Origin of the sequence: Acinetobacter sp. LCT-H3 (genome assembly GCF_001866125.1) — a bacterium.
Lineage (GTDB): Bacteria > Pseudomonadota > Gammaproteobacteria > Pseudomonadales > Moraxellaceae > Acinetobacter > Acinetobacter schindleri.
The window spans coordinates 36,153-50,733 of sequence record NZ_MODX01000023.1 but is presented as its reverse complement, the minus strand read 5'-3'; the positions used below and the strand labels follow the sequence as shown (position 1 = coordinate 50,733).

Genomic DNA, 14,581 nt, shown 5'->3' with positions numbered 1-14,581 from the left:
AAATCCTAGAACCACATCACATGCGGAAGAACCAGTGACGGAGATACAGCGACTGGCACCCATCGTGGTTGAAGCAACCCGTACTGACCGTACATTGCTAAACACCCCGGCTTCAGCTTATTACCTGAGTCAGAGTCAGCAAAATAGCCTGAATGTAAATCTCTCTGAAACCTTAAAAGGTGTACCGGGCTTACAACTGAATAATCGTGAAAACTACGCCCAAGATCTGCAAATTTCCATGCGAGGCTTTGGTGCCCGCTCAACATTTGGTGTGCGTGGTGTGCGTTTATATGTCGATGGTATTCCTGCAACTATGCCGGATGGGCAAGGACAGACCTCAAATATTGATCTAAACAGCTTAGATCATATTGAGGTACTGAGCGGCCCATTTTCATCCTTATATGGGAACTCATCAGGCGGAACCATTCTGACGACGAGCCGTGAAGGGCAGGGACTTGATTCACTGACCTTAGGATATTCGGGTGGCAGTCAAAATAAAGGCCAAACCAATCTGGTGCTGCAAGGCGGTGCGGACAATGCTTCTGAGCCAAGTTATGTTATCAGTTCATCCTATTTTGATACGGACGGCTACCGTGACCACAGCAGTGCGCATAAAGTCCTGAATAATGCCAAGCTGACCTGGGAGCTGGACGATGGTTCTAAGATTAACTGGATCAACAACTATGTTAAAATTTCTGCCGATGATCCGGGTGGTTTAAACCGTGAGCAATGGCAAGCCGATCCTAAACAGGTTGCAAATAATGTGCTGCTATATAACGCCCGAAAAGAGATTGAACAGCTTCAAACTGGTTTAACCTGGAATAAGCCAATCAATGATCAGTATGAACTGTATGGTATGGCCTATTGGGGACAGCGTGCAGTTACACAATATCAGTCGATTCCAAGTACAGCACAAGGCGCTCCTAATCATGCCGGTGGCGTGATTGACTTCGACCGTAATTTTTATGGTGCTGATTTGCGTTGGACAGGGCGAGAGATTCTGCCAAATACCAAACTGATTGCTGGTGTCGCCGTAGATGCCATGACCGAAGAGCGGAAAGGCTATCAGAATTTTGTGGGTAATACTTTAGGTGTTAAAGGTGAATTACGTCGTAATGAAGACAATACCTTATGGAATGCAGACCCTTATTTACAGATATCTTATAACTTTGTGCCAGACTGGACTTTAGACGCAGGCTTGCGTTATAGCAATGTGCATTTTAAATCTGATGATCATTACTTAAGTAATGGAGATAATTCAGGTAAAACAACTTATGAAAAATTGCTGCCTTCAGTCGCTTTAAGCTGGCAGATTCTGCCCGAATTGATGGTCTATACCAGCTATGCCCAAGGCTTTGAAACGCCGACTTTTACTGAAATGGCCTATCCAGCGGATAACAGTAATAACAGCTTGAGCTTAAATGCGGCAGAAAGTGAAACTTATGAAATTGGCTTAAAGGCTGCTAATCGCTTCGGTGACTTTACTGCAGCCGCTTTCCAGACCCAGACTGAAAATGACATTGTGTCTGCAGGCAATGATAATGGTCGCTCTACTTTCCGTAATGCAGATAAAACCTTAAGAAAAGGGCTAGAACTTTCCTGGAGTAAAGACCTCTGGCGTGATCTCACTGCTCAAGCCAGTTATAGCTATATAGATGCAACTTTTGATGCAGATATTCCTGCAATTCTTAATGATGAAGGAGAGATTGTAGTATCTAGAGTGGCATCCGGTAACTACATTCCGGGTATTGCTAAAAATCAGGCTTTTCTTGGTTTAGGCTGGAAACCTGAAAATGGCTTAAATGCGGGTTTAGATGTACGTTATTCAGACCGTATTTATGTCAACGACATTAATTCACAGTATGCGCCAAGTTATACCATTGCCGGTGCCAGTGTTGGCTATCACTGGGATATGAAAGACTGGTCTGTCAAAACTTTTGCGCGTGTCGATAATCTGTTTGATAAAGACTATTCAGGTTCAGTCATCGTCAATGAAAGCAATGGTCGTTTCTATGAGCCGGCAGAAGGGCGAAACTGGGGTGCCGGATTGAGTATAACCAAAGTGTTTTAATTAAAATAATTTGTGGCTGCTCAATTTTCAAAATAAAAAATCCCGCTTCCTGAGCGGGATTTTTTTATATTTAAGCTTTGACCAGTTGATCAGAGGATTTGAGATAAAACTAGATCGTTTTCTGATTCACTCGTTTTGATAATTCCTCGGCACTTTCCACCCGTTCAGAATATCGATCGGTGAGATAAGCAGACTGACCACGGGTGAGCAGAGTGAATTTGTAGAGTTCCTCCATTACATCCACAATGCGGTTGTAATAAGGCGATGCTTTCATGCGACCATCTTCCTCAAATTCGAGGAAAGCTTTGGGTACAGAAGATTGATTTGGAATGGTGATCATCCGCATCCAGCGTCCTAAAACACGCAACTGATTCACTGCATTAAAGGATTGTGAACCACCACAAACCTGCATCACGGCCAGTGTCTTGCCTTGAGTGGCACGAATTGCACCAGCTGCCAGAGGAATCCAGTCAATTTGGGCTTTTAAAATCGAACTCATCGAACCATGACGTTCCGGTGAACACCAGACCATGCCTTCTGACCAGGCCAAAAGCTCATGCAGTTCTTTTACCTTAGGATGATTCGTATCTGCATCTTCAGGTAAGGGCAATCCTTTGGGATGGAAGATGCTGACCTCAGCGCCAAAATATTCCAGTATCCGGCCGGCTTCCTGAACGGCCAGTCGGCTGTAGGATCTGTCACGGTTTGAACCATACAGCAGCAGAATGCGAGGTGGATGATCCAGCGCTTTAGCCTGAACTTTGTCCAGTGTTGGTGTTTCTAGCAGATTCACATTGATATTCGGGAGATCCATCGGGTTATGCCTCTTTAAACACTTTTTTTCTTAGCCATAATGAAACGCTGACCAGCGCAATCAGAACTGGAACTTCAACCAGAGGTCCAATCAGGGTGGTGAATGCCACAGGGGACGCGAGACCGAAAGTAGCAATCGCAACGGCCAGCGCCAGTTCAAAATTATTACCGGCAGCGGTAAAAGAAATGGCCGCAGTTTTAGGATAGTCATTGCCCATCCACTTGCTCATAAAGAAGCTGATAAAGAACATCACCACGAAATAAATGGTCAGGGGAATGGCGATTCTGAGTACATCCAGTGGCAGGCTGACCACATCACCGCCTTTAAGGCTAAACATGGCAACAATGGTAAACAACAGAGCCAGCAGGCTGAGCGGACTGATTTTTGGAATAAACTGCGTTTGATACCATGCCAGACCTTTTTGCTTGACCAGAATCAGACGCGTCAAAAAGCCCAGCAAAAATGGAATGCCCAGATAAACCAGAACCGCGTGGGTAATCGTCCAGAAGCTGACATCAATCACCTGTGCTTCAACACCAAAATAAGGCGGCAAGAAGGTCAAAAACAGCCAGGCATAGCTACTGAAAAACAGGATCTGGAAAATACTGTTAAATGCCACCAGTCCGGCCACATACTGATTATCGCCGCACGCCAGACCATTCCAGACCAGCACCATGGCAATACAACGTGCCAAGCCGATCAGGATGACACCCGTCATATATTCAGGATAGGATTGCAGGAAAATCAGTGCCAATGCAAACATCAGGCAGGGTGCAATCAGCCAGTTTTGAAGCAGAGACAGGGTGAGCGTGCGTTTATCCTTAAATACCTGCGGTAAGGTGGCATAGTCCACTTTGGCAAGTGGCGGATACATCATGATAATCAGACCGATGGCAATCGGAATATTGACCGAATCAATACTCATCCGGTCTAAAGCAATCGATGCCTGAGGAAAGAAAACCCCAATCCCGATCCCCAGCAGCATGGCGATAAAAATCCAGATAGTCAGATTTTTATCTAAGAATGACATTTTTGAAGTAGACATGATATTGGACTCAGGATAATTCGCAGGATGCTGAAATGGTAGATTTTAACTTTTGAATTTCCGGATCTTGTGCGATGACTTTTAACACTTCATTTGCCCAGACCGGCAAATCAGGATTTAAACGGTAATAAACCCATTGCCCTTGGCGTTGATCCAGCAACACACCCAGATTTCTCAATAAAGCCAGATGACGGGAAATTTTGGGCTGGCTCAGATTTAATTGCTCTGTGAACTCACAGACACAGACATTCTGTTTGGCCATGACCAGCTTTAAAATATCTAAACGTGTTGAATCGGCAAGACATTTAAAAAAATCGGCCTGGTGCATCGCGATATCCTGATATATTGACTATTGCGAATATACGGATATCCATATATAAAAGCAATATTGTTTATGCACTGAGAAAAGTCATGTCGCAAAAGATCAAGATTTATCATAATCCTGAATGTGGAACCTCTCGAAATACCTTGGCCTTAATCCGTAATACCGGTGAGGAGCCAATGGTGATTGAATATGTGAAAACACCGCCGACCAAAGAGGAGCTGATTCAGTTAATTCAGGATGCGGGGCTGTCGGTACGTGAAGCAATTCGTAAAAATGTAAAGCCCTATGAAGAACTCAACTTGGAAAGCAGTGATTGGACAGATCATCAACTGATTGATTTTATGTTGCAATATCCGATTTTGATTAATCGTCCATTTGTGGTGACTGAACTTGGTGTGAGATTGTGTCGACCATCAGAAGTTGTTTTAGATATTCTTTCTGCTCCGCAGCGCGCAGCTTTTAGCAAGGAAGATGGGGAAATGATTATTGATGAAGCAGGGAAGCGGTTGAAATAAATCCCAGAATTGAAGCTGATCAATTAGATCATGAAAAAAGCCACCGCGAGGGTGGCTTTTTATTTAAAGTTAAAATAACAAATATCGTGTCATTTTAAGCTAAACCTTACCAGCTTAACGCACCGCCAGTCTGATAATCCGTAACACGCGTCTCGAAGAAATTCTTCTCTTTACGCAAGTCCATCATTTCTGACATCCACTGGAACGGGTTATTTACGCCAGTAAACTGTTCAGGCAGACCTAACTGCGCCAGACGACGGTTCGCAATGAACTTTAGGTATTCTTCCATCATGCCAGCATTCATACCTAATACACCGCGTGGCATCGTGTCACGTGCGTATTCGATTTCCAGCATGGTACCTTCAAGAATCATCTGGATGATTTCTTCCTGGAACTCAGTGGTCCATAAACCCGGGTTTTCGATCTTGATCTGGTTAATCATATCGATACCGAAGTTCAGGTGCATTGATTCATCACGCAGGATGTACTGGAATTGCTCGGCAACACCATTCATCTTGTTACGACGACCCATCGAAAGAATCTGGCTGAAACCGCAGTAGAAGAAGATCCCTTCAAGTACACAGTAGAACGCGATCAGGTTGCGAAGCAAAATCTGGTCGTTTTCAGGCGTTCCAGTTTTAAATGTTGGATCGCTTAACTGTTGCGTATATTTCAAGCCCCACGCAGCTTTACGTGCAACTGACGGTACTTCGCGGTACATGTTGAAGACTTCGCCTTCATCCATACCTAAAGATTCGATACAGTATTGGTACGCATGCGTGTGAATCGCTTCTTCAAATGCCTGACGCAGGATATATTGACGGCATTCAGGGTTGGTAATGTGACGGTAAATCGCCAGTACCAGGTTGTTTGCAACTAGTGAATCCGCAGTCGAGAAGAAACCAAGTGAACGCATCACGATGGTACGTTCATCTTCAGTCAAGCCATTTTCAGACTTCCATAGCGCGATGTCGTGGTTCATATTCACTTCTTGCGGCATCCAGTGGTTTGCACAACCGTCCAGATATTTCTGCCAAGCCCATTCGTATTTGAATGGAACAAGCTGGTTCAAGTCCGCACGACAGTTAATCATTGCCTTGTCGTCAACTTGTACACGTTGCGCGCCCATTTCAAGCTCTTCCAAGCCTGGAGCAACATCAAGCTGCTCTAGGGAAGCAGATGCTCTTGCCAACGAATCGGTTGGATTTGATCCTCGGTTTTGAGTGGCTCTAAGGGGTTGTGCAGCTGCCACATCCGACGATGTGTTGCTTGCATCAGGTACCACCTGTGAATTAGACGCTTTTTGCGGCTCGACGGGCGCAGGCTGCTGTGTTTGTGCAGCTGGTTTTTGCGAATCATCTTCGAAATCGTCCCAACTTAAGATAGACATATCAGTTCTCTCTTCGATGCTTATATCTTTTATTAGACATTCAGCCTCGCTGAAATGTCCTACTATACGCTCAATTTATGTAAGCAAAATTAAGTTTTGTCGATGACTGCTCTGCTTTTGTACGGAAGAGCAAAAATCCCCACTACTTATTTTGCTTGCGCGATTTATGAGCCTTTAACCAGAAATAGGCAATTGGCAAATAAAAGGTAAGTACAAAGGAAACGACCAATGCGACAAGTCCTAACAGATAATTGTGAGTCATTGGAGGCATGGTGGTTTCCTTTTATTTTACTTTAAATAAATATTTCAGTTTCTGTGTTAAAGCCATGCATAGTTTAACTAAGCATGGCTTTCTGAAAATAAATTCAGATTAGTCACTGTCAGCTTTGATAGCGGTAATTAGAGCTGTAAGCACAGCTATAAATAGTATTGCTAAAATAAGGAAGACGAGACCAATAACTAAGAAAACTGAGACATTCATTACTGACAAGCCTCACAATCAGGATTGTCAATTGAACATGCCATTGGTACTGGTGCTGCATTTGCAAAACCTTCTTCCTCAGCAGGAACTTCAGGTTTTGCTTCAACTACTGGAGCGACTGCCGCAACAGGCGCTGCAGTTGCAGTCGCTTTAACAGCATTTAGTGCGCCAGTATTAATCGTTGATTTCTCAGCAGAAGTCGCACCCAATGCACGTAGGTAATAAGTTGTCTTAAGACCACGTAACCAAGCCATCTTGTAAGTGATGTCCAGTTTCTTACCGTTTGCACCAGCGATGTAAAGGTTCAGAGACTGAGCCTGGTCGATCCATTTTTGACGACGTGAAGCAGCATCTACGATCCAGCGAGTTTCAACTTCAAACGCAGTCGCGAAGATCGCTTTTAGCTCTTCAGGAATACGGGAAATCTTCTGCACAGAACCTTCGAAATGTTTCAGGTCGTTGACCATGACTGCATCCCAAAGACCACGTTCTTTCAACGCACGTACCAGGTATGGGTTAATCACGGTGAATTCACCAGACAGGTTCGATTTCACATACAGGTTCTGGAAGGTTGGCTCAATTGATTGAGACACGCCACAAATATTTGAAATTGTTGCAGTCGGAGCAATCGCCATCACATTCGAGTTACGCATACCGTCTTTTTGAACTTTGGCACGTAAAGTATCCCAGTCCAGACGTTGTGTACGGTCCACTTCGAACATGCGTTCTGGACGAGTTTTCGCAACCAGGTCAAGTGAGTCGATTGGTAAAATACCTTGATCCCACAGTGAACCTTTAAATGTTTCATACGTACCACGTTCAACAGCAAGGTCACTTGAAGTTGAAATTGCGTAGTAAGAAATTACTTCCATCGATTCATCAGCAAACTCAACCGCAGCTTCAGAACCATAGGCAAGGTTCATTTCGTATAGCGCATCCTGGAAGCCCATGATACCCATACCGACTGGACGGTGTTTCAGGTTTGAATTACGTGCTTGAGGAACAGCGTAGTAGTTGATGTCAATCACGTTATCAAGCATACGAACTGCAGTTTTAACAGTGCGAGCAAGTTTTTCGCGGTCTAATACACCGCCTTGAACGTGTTGTACCAGGTTGATTGAACCCAAGTTACATACTGCAATTTCGTCTTTGCTGGTGTTCAGCGTAATTTCTGTACATAGGTTAGAAGAGTGAACCACGCCTACGTGTTGCTGTGGTGAACGCAGGTTACATACGTCTTTGAATGTGATCCACGGGTGACCAGTTTCAAACAGCATCGACAGCATTTTGCGCCACAAATCTTTTGCACGGATTTTCTTGTGCAGCATGTTTGTTTCTTTGGCAATGCTTTCGTAGTAAGCATAACGCTCAGCGAATTCTGCGCCTGTTAAGTCATGTAGATCAGGCGTTTCAGAAGGTGTGAACAGTGTCCATTCTGCATCTTCGAATACACGTTGCATGAACAGGTCAGGAACCCAGTTCGCAGTGTTCATATCGTGGGTACGACGACGGTCATCACCAGTGTTCTTACGCAGTTCCAGAAATTCTTCGATGTCCAGGTGCCAAGTTTCAAGATATGCACATACTGCACCTTTACGCTTACCACCTTGGTTTACTGCAACAGCTGTATCGTTCGCTACTTTCAGGAACGGAACCACACCTTGTGATTTACCATTTGTACCTTTGATGTATGAGTTCAGGGCACGAACTGGTGTCCAGTCATTCCCTAAACCGCCCGCCCATTTAGACAGCATTGCGTTATCACGCATCGCGCCATAGATGTCAAACAGGTCATCATCAATTGTAGTCAAGTAGCAGCTAGACAACTGTGGACGTAAGGTACCTGAGTTAAACAGGGTCGGCGTAGATGCCATGTAGTCGAAGCTAGATAACAGGTTATAGAACTCGATTGCACGCTCTTCACGGTTTTCTTCGTTCAGGGCCAGACCCATTGAAACACGCATAAAGAATAATTGCGGCAATTCGAAACGTACGCCATCCGAGTGGATGAAATAACGGTCAAATAATGTTTGCAGACCTAGATAAGTAAACTGGTTAGAGCGTTCTGGTTGAATCGCTGTCGCAAGTTTAGCTAAGTCAAAGTTTAATAATTCAGGTGAAAGAAGTTCTAGCTCAATCCCTTTTTTCAGGTAAGTTTCCAGCGCATCGCCTTCATTGGTGTCTGTTGGAAGACCCAAAAACTCTAAACCGGTGGCTACCAGGTCATCACGCAACAAACGTGCAGTCACATACGTATAGTTAGGCTCTTGTTCAATACGGGTACGGGTCGCCATCATCATCGTGGTCGAGATGTCAGACTCTTTTACGCCGTTGTACAAGTTTTTCACGGTCTCATCGACAATCGCTTGTACATCAATCCCTTCAAGGCCTTCGGCTGCTTTAGCAACAGTTTCAGTCAGTTGGCTCAGGTCAAGCGGTTTGAGCTTGCCCGCTGCATCAGTAATTTGCAGGGTAGGGTGATGGTTGGCACCCAGCTGCTTACGAGCGTCAGAACGTTGTTCGCGATAGATGACATAGGCACGCGCAACTTTCTGTTCGCCGGTACGCATAAGCGCAAGTTCAACCTGATCCTGGATTTCTTCAATGTGAATCGTCCCACCAGAAGGTAAGCGACGTTTGAAAGTGTTCATGACCATTTCCGTCAGCTGCTCAATACGATCGTGAATACGGCTTGAGTCAGCACTTTGTTGGCCTTCAACAGCCAAAAAAGCCTTACCAATTGCGACAGAAATTTTTTCTGCATCAAAAGTGGCAACATCACCGGTGCGTTTAATCACCTGAAGTTGACCAGGAGTTGAAGTAATTACGCTCATTTTAGCATAGCTCCATTGTCATCTATTTTTATGTTTATGGACCGTTTGAACTGGGCAATTTTTATGCCACAGTGTTTGAGGAATAAACACAATACCTAGTGGTTTAAAAATTAATTGAACACAAGATACGGGAAAATTTAGGGTAGATCAATATTGACATTTTAATAAATATTTTAGTGAAACAACCTGAGAAACTTTATTAAAAAAATCCTTTTTTTTATCATCTTGGTGCAAGCCTTATTCGGCAAGGCATAGCATAACAAAGCTGGCAAGAAGTACTTATAGATAACATTGTGGATAACTCTTTTTGAGCAAATTGAGGAGTATTTTTTATTCAGATAGACGGTTGCCTAGCCTAGATTTGTTCGATGTTTTGTATAAAAAATGTCGCTAACAGAAATATCTGCAAAAAAATATTACAAAATGCTACTTTGATGTATCAGTTTGGTGAATGCTATCTTGTTTACAATGTAAACGTGTGTATATTGCTTGCTATATCCACCGTATCTATCAGATTTCAAAAGGATACGTCCATCGAATAAAGGTGCACAATATATGAGCCAAGAAGAAAAGTTACCCAAAATTCTAATCGTTGAAGATGATGAGCGTCTTGCTCGTTTAACTCAAGAATATCTTATTCGTAACGGACTTGAGGTAGGGGTAGAGCCCGACGGTAATCGTGCGATTCGCCGCATTATCGCCGAGCAGCCAGACATGGTAGTTTTAGATGTTATGTTGCCAGGTGCGGATGGATTGACCATCTGTCGTGAAGTTCGTCCACATTATCATCAACCGATTTTGATGCTGACTGCACGTACTGAAGATATGGATCAGGTATTGGGTTTGGAAATGGGTGCGGACGACTATGTCGCTAAACCGGTTCAGCCGCGTGTGCTACTGGCACGTATTCGTGCCTTGTTGCGTCGTACTGATAAAGTGCCTGAAGATGAAGTGGCTCAACGTATTGAATTTGACGATCTTGTGATCGATAATGGTGGCCGTTCTGTGACCTTGAATGGTGAATTGGTAGATTTTACCAGTGCAGAATATGATCTGTTGTGGTTGCTTGCATCAAATGCAGGCCGTATTCTTTCGCGTGAAGATATTTTCGAGCGTCTTCGTGGCATTGAATATGATGGCCAGGACCGTTCAATTGATGTTCGTATTTCGCGCATCCGTCCGAAAATTGGGGACGATCCAGAAAACCCTAAACGTATTAAAACAGTTCGTAGTAAAGGTTATCTGTTCGTTAAGGAAACCAATGGCATGTAAATACATGCCATTCCTAAGCTGAATAAGCGGGAAAGCTTATAAGTGTTCAAACACAATATATTTTTGCGTATTTATGCAGGACTTGTCATTCTGGTACTCCTGGTGACCCTGTTCGGCTATCTGTTGGTGCAGATTATTAACTACCAACGGGCGCAGGTATATCGTGAGTCCTTGACTGATGGTATGGCTTATATCATGAGTGAAGGGGTAGCACGCCAGCCGAATATGCAGCAGAAACTGGACTGGATTTCGGATGCTTCAGATTTACTGGAGCTTCCGATCTATTATGTAGAAGCTGAAAAAGTTGATCTGACCCGTGCAGAGAAACGTCGTATTAAAGACCGTAAGGCGGTAGTGCGTTGGGATGCACAAACCTCAGTGGCTTATGTGGTCATTGGATTGCGTGATGATCCAAAGCATTTTCTATATATAAAGGCAGACAATATTACCGAGCGCCAGATGAAAGCGCTGCCGGTATTTATTCTGGACTATCTGGTTTATTACCCAGGTCAGGAAAAAGAATATCTGGAAAAGATCCAGAAATATTTCTCTTATCCAATCAGTATTCAGGATGTGCAGAGTCTGCCGCTCGATTCAGAGCAGATTGGTCGTCTACGTCTAGATCACAGCATTATTCTCTATCGTGATAGTGCCACGATTCGCGGTACCACTATTTCAATTGTTTCTCCGATTCCAAGCTCGGTGTCTGAAGTACTGGTGATGGGGCCTGTGCCTTTGTTTAACTGGATGCCATTCCAGTTGGCAGCCGGGATTACCTTGCTGAGTATGTTTGTGCTGAGTCTGGGGGTATATGGTTTGCTGGTGCCAATGCAACGTAAGCTGCGTGAAGTTAGCTATGCCTTGAACAAGATGAAGTCCGGTAACATGTCGGTACGACTGGCGATAGATGGTAAGGATGAAATGGCATTATTGGCATCCAGCTATAACGCCATGTCAGATCATATTCAGCGTCTGATCGAAGCTCAGCGTGAGTTGATGCGTGCAGTTTCACATGAACTGCGGACACCTGTTGCGCGGATCCGTTTTGCCATGGAAATGCTGGCAGATGAAGATGACTATGAATATCGTTTACAACAGATGGAACAGATCGATAAAGACATCGAGGCCTTGAACAAGCTGATTGATGAGATCATGACCTATGCCAAACTGGAGCAGGGTACACCTTCCCTTGATTTCGAGAAGATTAATCTGCATGAAGTGCTGGATCAGGTTGTGGCTGAAACTGAAGCGCTAAAAACTGGCAAGAGAGTCGAGCTGCATCAGGTGCCGATGGATATCGAGGTTGAGGCCGAGCGTCGTTATCTGCATCGTGTGGTACAAAATCTGGTCGGGAATGCTGTGCGCTATTGTGATGAAAGAATCATGATTAGCGGTGGTATTGATGCCAATCAACAGGCTTATATCTGTGTAGAAGATGATGGTGCGGGGATTCCGGAAGAAGATCGTGCTCGCGTCTTTGAAGCCTTCTCGCGTCTGGATGACAGCCGTACCCGTGCATCTGGTGGTTATGGCCTGGGTTTGTCGATTGTTAGCCGGATTGCCTTCTGGTTTGGTGGCAAGGTCGAAGTAGATCAAAGTCCTAAGCTGGGTGGTGCACGCTTTACCATGAGCTGGCCAGCTCAACGTTATAAGAAGAAATCCCGCTTTAAGGCTGTTGAAGAGCATAAAGAAGACCTGGATTCCTTATAAAAAGGTGTCTGTGGATTATAAAAAAACGATGCATCCACATCGTTTTTTTATTGAGGCTAATTAATGAAAGCACTCAGGTTTTATAATTTGCTTTATTTATGGATTTCAGCATCGGGCTCAATGATCGGTTTACCTTCGCGTAAACTTTTGGCCGCTTCCGAATTCAGATTCATCAGAAGTTTATTGTACTTTCCATCGATGCTATAGCTCTGAATCAGTTTTTGGTCGCCATGCAGAGTTTCCACGCGATATTCATCAGCAATATTTAAAATGCCTTCTAAATTTGTCGAGGCAGAAGCGAAATCCTTGCCAAACAGATCATAAATATCCTGCAAGTTGAAATTAGGAGTGTTTTCCTCAGGATGCTTCACAATATAGTTTTCAAGATGTCGAACAAATAGCTGGGCATAGAGAAAATAATCAGGTTTATGGGTGAACTTTAAACTCATAATATATTCAATCCTTCTTGTTCATTTTTATGCTGTTTATAGGAATAACACAAAGCGATAAAGGGATGAAGTTGCAGATGCAAGTGGTTGCAAAAAGTACACAATTCACAGGCAGTAATTATATTTCAGTAGAATCAGCCATTAAAATAATTAAACTGATTTTGGAAAAAATAATGAATATATTGTTTTTGATTTATTAAAGCGATTATTTCGCAACATGGGCGATAGAACCTAGAAAAATCGGGTATTCGTCTAAAAAATCATCCAAAAGACTAAGGCTTATAAGCTAGCAAGTGAAATCCAAAATCAGGTACAATTGGCGGGATTAATTTTGTGTTTGGTGTATTTGAAGGCCAATACATACATTCTTTGTTAATACATAGGCCTGCCAGGAGTTATCCCCGCATGAGTGCCATTACTCCATACGAATGGGCAATTATTGCCTTCGTGATCGGCGTTACATTTTTATGCGTCTTTATGCTCACTGTCCCATTACTCCTCGGGGGTAAATCATGGGGCCGTGCCAAGCAGGAGCAGTTTGAGTCAGGCGTAGTCAGCGCAGGTGGAGCTCGTATCCGCTTGTCTGCAAAATTCTATTTAGTTGCAATCTTCTTCGTCGTATTCGATTTAGAAGCACTTTATCTATATGCATGGGCAGTTTCTGTTCGTGAAGTGGGTTGGATTGGTTTTGCAACTGCAGCTATCTTTATTTTAGTTTTACTTGTCGGTTTGATTTACGAATTATCCACCGGCGCACTTAACTGGGCACCTTCAGACAAACGTAAGGCGACAGGAGTTAAAACTAAGATTGGTTCGCCAAACATGGATATCGCAGAAATCACTCGCTTCAACTCAATTGAAGAATTGGTTATAGACCCGACTGGTCAAATTCCAGCTCAATCATCTGGTCGTGTGAAAGGTTCACCGGCTCCATTATCTAATAAGGAGTAACCCGGGATGAAATACACTCTAACCCGTGCGAATCCGGATGCTGATCAATATCCACTTCAGGAACGTATTGTTGTCGACGATCCGTTACTACAAGAAGAAGTGAATAAAAACGTATTCATGACTCGCTTAGAAGATGTGCTGCACACTGCAGTAAACTGGGGTCGTAAGAACTCAGTTTGGCCGTTCAACTTTGGTACATCTTGCTGCTACGTAGAGTATGCAACGACCTTAACTGGCGTGCATGACTTGTCACGTTTCGGTGCCGAAGTTATTCGTGCTTCACCGCGTCAGGCGGATTTGATGATTGTTGCAGGTACCTGCTTCGTGAAAATGGCTCCGGTGATTCAACGTCTGTATGAACAGATGCTTGAACCGAAATGGGTTATTTCAATGGGTGCATGTGCCAACTCAGGTGGTATGTACGACATTTATTCAGTTGTACAAGGCGTGGATAAAATTATTCCGGTGGATGTGTACATTCCAGGTTGCCCGCCACGTCCTGAAGCATTGATTCAAGCACTCATGCTATTGCAAGACCAGATTCAACTTGAGCGTCGTCCGCTTTCTGCGGTGATTGGTGATGATCTTCAGCCAGTGTATAAGCCAAAGATGATGCCAGAACGTGACCGTAAGAAAGATCAGCGTATTGCTGTGAAAAATCTGCGCTCAATGGATGAAATTAAATAATTTAAGCGACAAATTTCTTTATGCACCCGACTTGGGT

At 43.9% G+C, this 14,581-nt stretch carries 12 protein-coding genes; 6 read left to right on the top strand and 6 right to left on the bottom strand.

Annotated elements, in window-relative coordinates; genetic code table 11:
• The coding region (locus BK820_RS11850) for a TonB-dependent receptor domain-containing protein (protein ID WP_071321042.1) at nucleotides 1-2,071 on the top strand (2,071 nt) is incomplete at its 5' end.
• Nucleotides 2,072-2,180: 109 nt separating this feature from the next.
• Here the strand turns inward: BK820_RS11850 and arsH are convergent.
• Genes arsH through BK820_RS11835 form a run of 3 tightly spaced genes read right to left on the bottom strand, consistent with a single transcriptional unit; the run spans nucleotide 2,181 to nucleotide 4,258 of the window.
• Nucleotides 2,181-2,885 carry an arsenical resistance protein ArsH gene (gene arsH / locus BK820_RS11845; protein WP_071321041.1) on the bottom strand — a complete coding sequence of 235 codons (705 nt, stop codon included), beginning with the start codon at nucleotides 2,883-2,885 and terminating at the stop codon, nucleotides 2,181-2,183.
• A 4-nt stretch (nucleotides 2,886-2,889) separates the two neighbouring features.
• A complete protein-coding gene (gene arsB / locus BK820_RS11840) occupies nucleotides 2,890-3,930 on the bottom strand; it encodes an ACR3 family arsenite efflux transporter (RefSeq protein ID WP_071321040.1) in 1,041 nt (346 codons plus the stop codon).
• Between the two features lie 10 nt (nucleotides 3,931-3,940).
• Nucleotides 3,941-4,258: a metalloregulator ArsR/SmtB family transcription factor gene (locus BK820_RS11835; protein ID WP_071321039.1), complete on the bottom strand. Its 318-nt coding sequence runs from the start codon at nucleotides 4,256-4,258 to the stop codon at nucleotides 3,941-3,943.
• A gap of 83 nt (nucleotides 4,259-4,341) precedes the next feature.
• Between BK820_RS11835 and arsC the strand changes: the two genes are divergently transcribed.
• Complete coding sequence (arsC, locus tag BK820_RS11830) at nucleotides 4,342-4,770, top strand: arsenate reductase (glutaredoxin) (RefSeq protein WP_071321038.1); 429 nt, start codon at nucleotides 4,342-4,344, stop codon at nucleotides 4,768-4,770.
• A gap of 106 nt (nucleotides 4,771-4,876) precedes the next feature.
• On the opposite strand, the gene BK820_RS11825 is transcribed toward arsC, so the two are convergent.
• Nucleotides 4,877-6,160 carry a ribonucleotide-diphosphate reductase subunit beta gene (locus BK820_RS11825; protein WP_071321037.1) on the bottom strand — a complete coding sequence of 428 codons (1,284 nt, stop codon included), beginning with the start codon at nucleotides 6,158-6,160 and terminating at the stop codon, nucleotides 4,877-4,879.
• Between the two features lie 480 nt (nucleotides 6,161-6,640).
• Nucleotides 6,641-9,475 (bottom strand): ribonucleoside-diphosphate reductase subunit alpha, encoded by a 2,835-nt coding sequence (locus BK820_RS11820; RefSeq protein WP_071321036.1) that lies wholly within the window; start codon nucleotides 9,473-9,475, stop codon nucleotides 6,641-6,643.
• A 555-nt stretch (nucleotides 9,476-10,030) separates the two neighbouring features.
• Between BK820_RS11820 and bfmR the strand changes: the two genes are divergently transcribed.
• On the top strand, nucleotides 10,031-10,747 hold the full coding sequence (bfmR, locus tag BK820_RS11815; RefSeq protein ID WP_004891693.1) for a response regulator transcription factor BfmR: 717 nt from the start codon (nucleotides 10,031-10,033) through the stop codon (nucleotides 10,745-10,747).
• A gap of 42 nt (nucleotides 10,748-10,789) precedes the next feature.
• A complete protein-coding gene (bfmS, locus tag BK820_RS11810) occupies nucleotides 10,790-12,457 on the top strand; it encodes a sensor histidine kinase BfmS (RefSeq protein WP_071321035.1) in 1,668 nt (555 codons plus the stop codon).
• 92 nt (nucleotides 12,458-12,549) lie between these two features.
• Here bfmS and BK820_RS11805 read toward each other — a convergent pair whose 3' ends face one another.
• A complete protein-coding gene (locus tag BK820_RS11805) occupies nucleotides 12,550-12,906 on the bottom strand; it encodes a hypothetical protein (protein ID WP_071321034.1) in 357 nt (118 codons plus the stop codon).
• A gap of 405 nt (nucleotides 12,907-13,311) precedes the next feature.
• Between BK820_RS11805 and BK820_RS11800 the strand changes: the two genes are divergently transcribed.
• Entirely contained in the window at nucleotides 13,312-13,857 is a 546-nt protein-coding gene (locus BK820_RS11800) for an NADH-quinone oxidoreductase subunit A (RefSeq protein ID WP_071321033.1), read from the top strand.
• Between the two features lie 6 nt (nucleotides 13,858-13,863).
• Complete coding sequence (locus BK820_RS11795) at nucleotides 13,864-14,544, top strand: NuoB/complex I 20 kDa subunit family protein (protein ID WP_004814676.1); 681 nt, start codon at nucleotides 13,864-13,866, stop codon at nucleotides 14,542-14,544.
• Nucleotides 14,545-14,581 lie beyond the last annotated feature (37 nt).

Coding starts and splice junctions, on each gene's coding strand:
- arsH (WP_071321041.1), bottom strand. CDS start 2,885: ATGGATCTCCCGAATATCAATGTGAATCTGCTAGAAACACCAACACTG.
- arsB (WP_071321040.1), bottom strand. CDS start 3,930: ATGTCTACTTCAAAAATGTCATTCTTAGATAAAAATCTGACTATCTGG.
- BK820_RS11835 (WP_071321039.1), bottom strand. CDS start 4,258: ATGCACCAGGCCGATTTTTTTAAATGTCTTGCCGATTCAACACGTTTA.
- arsC (WP_071321038.1), top strand. CDS start 4,342: ATGTCGCAAAAGATCAAGATTTATCATAATCCTGAATGTGGAACCTCT.
- BK820_RS11825 (WP_071321037.1), bottom strand. CDS start 6,160: ATGTCTATCTTAAGTTGGGACGATTTCGAAGATGATTCGCAAAAACCA.
- BK820_RS11820 (WP_071321036.1), bottom strand. CDS start 9,475: ATGAGCGTAATTACTTCAACTCCTGGTCAACTTCAGGTGATTAAACGC.
- bfmR (WP_004891693.1), top strand. CDS start 10,031: ATGAGCCAAGAAGAAAAGTTACCCAAAATTCTAATCGTTGAAGATGAT.
- BK820_RS11805 (WP_071321034.1), bottom strand. CDS start 12,906: ATGAGTTTAAAGTTCACCCATAAACCTGATTATTTTCTCTATGCCCAG.
- BK820_RS11800 (WP_071321033.1), top strand. CDS start 13,312: ATGAGTGCCATTACTCCATACGAATGGGCAATTATTGCCTTCGTGATC.
- BK820_RS11795 (WP_004814676.1), top strand. CDS start 13,864: ATGAAATACACTCTAACCCGTGCGAATCCGGATGCTGATCAATATCCA.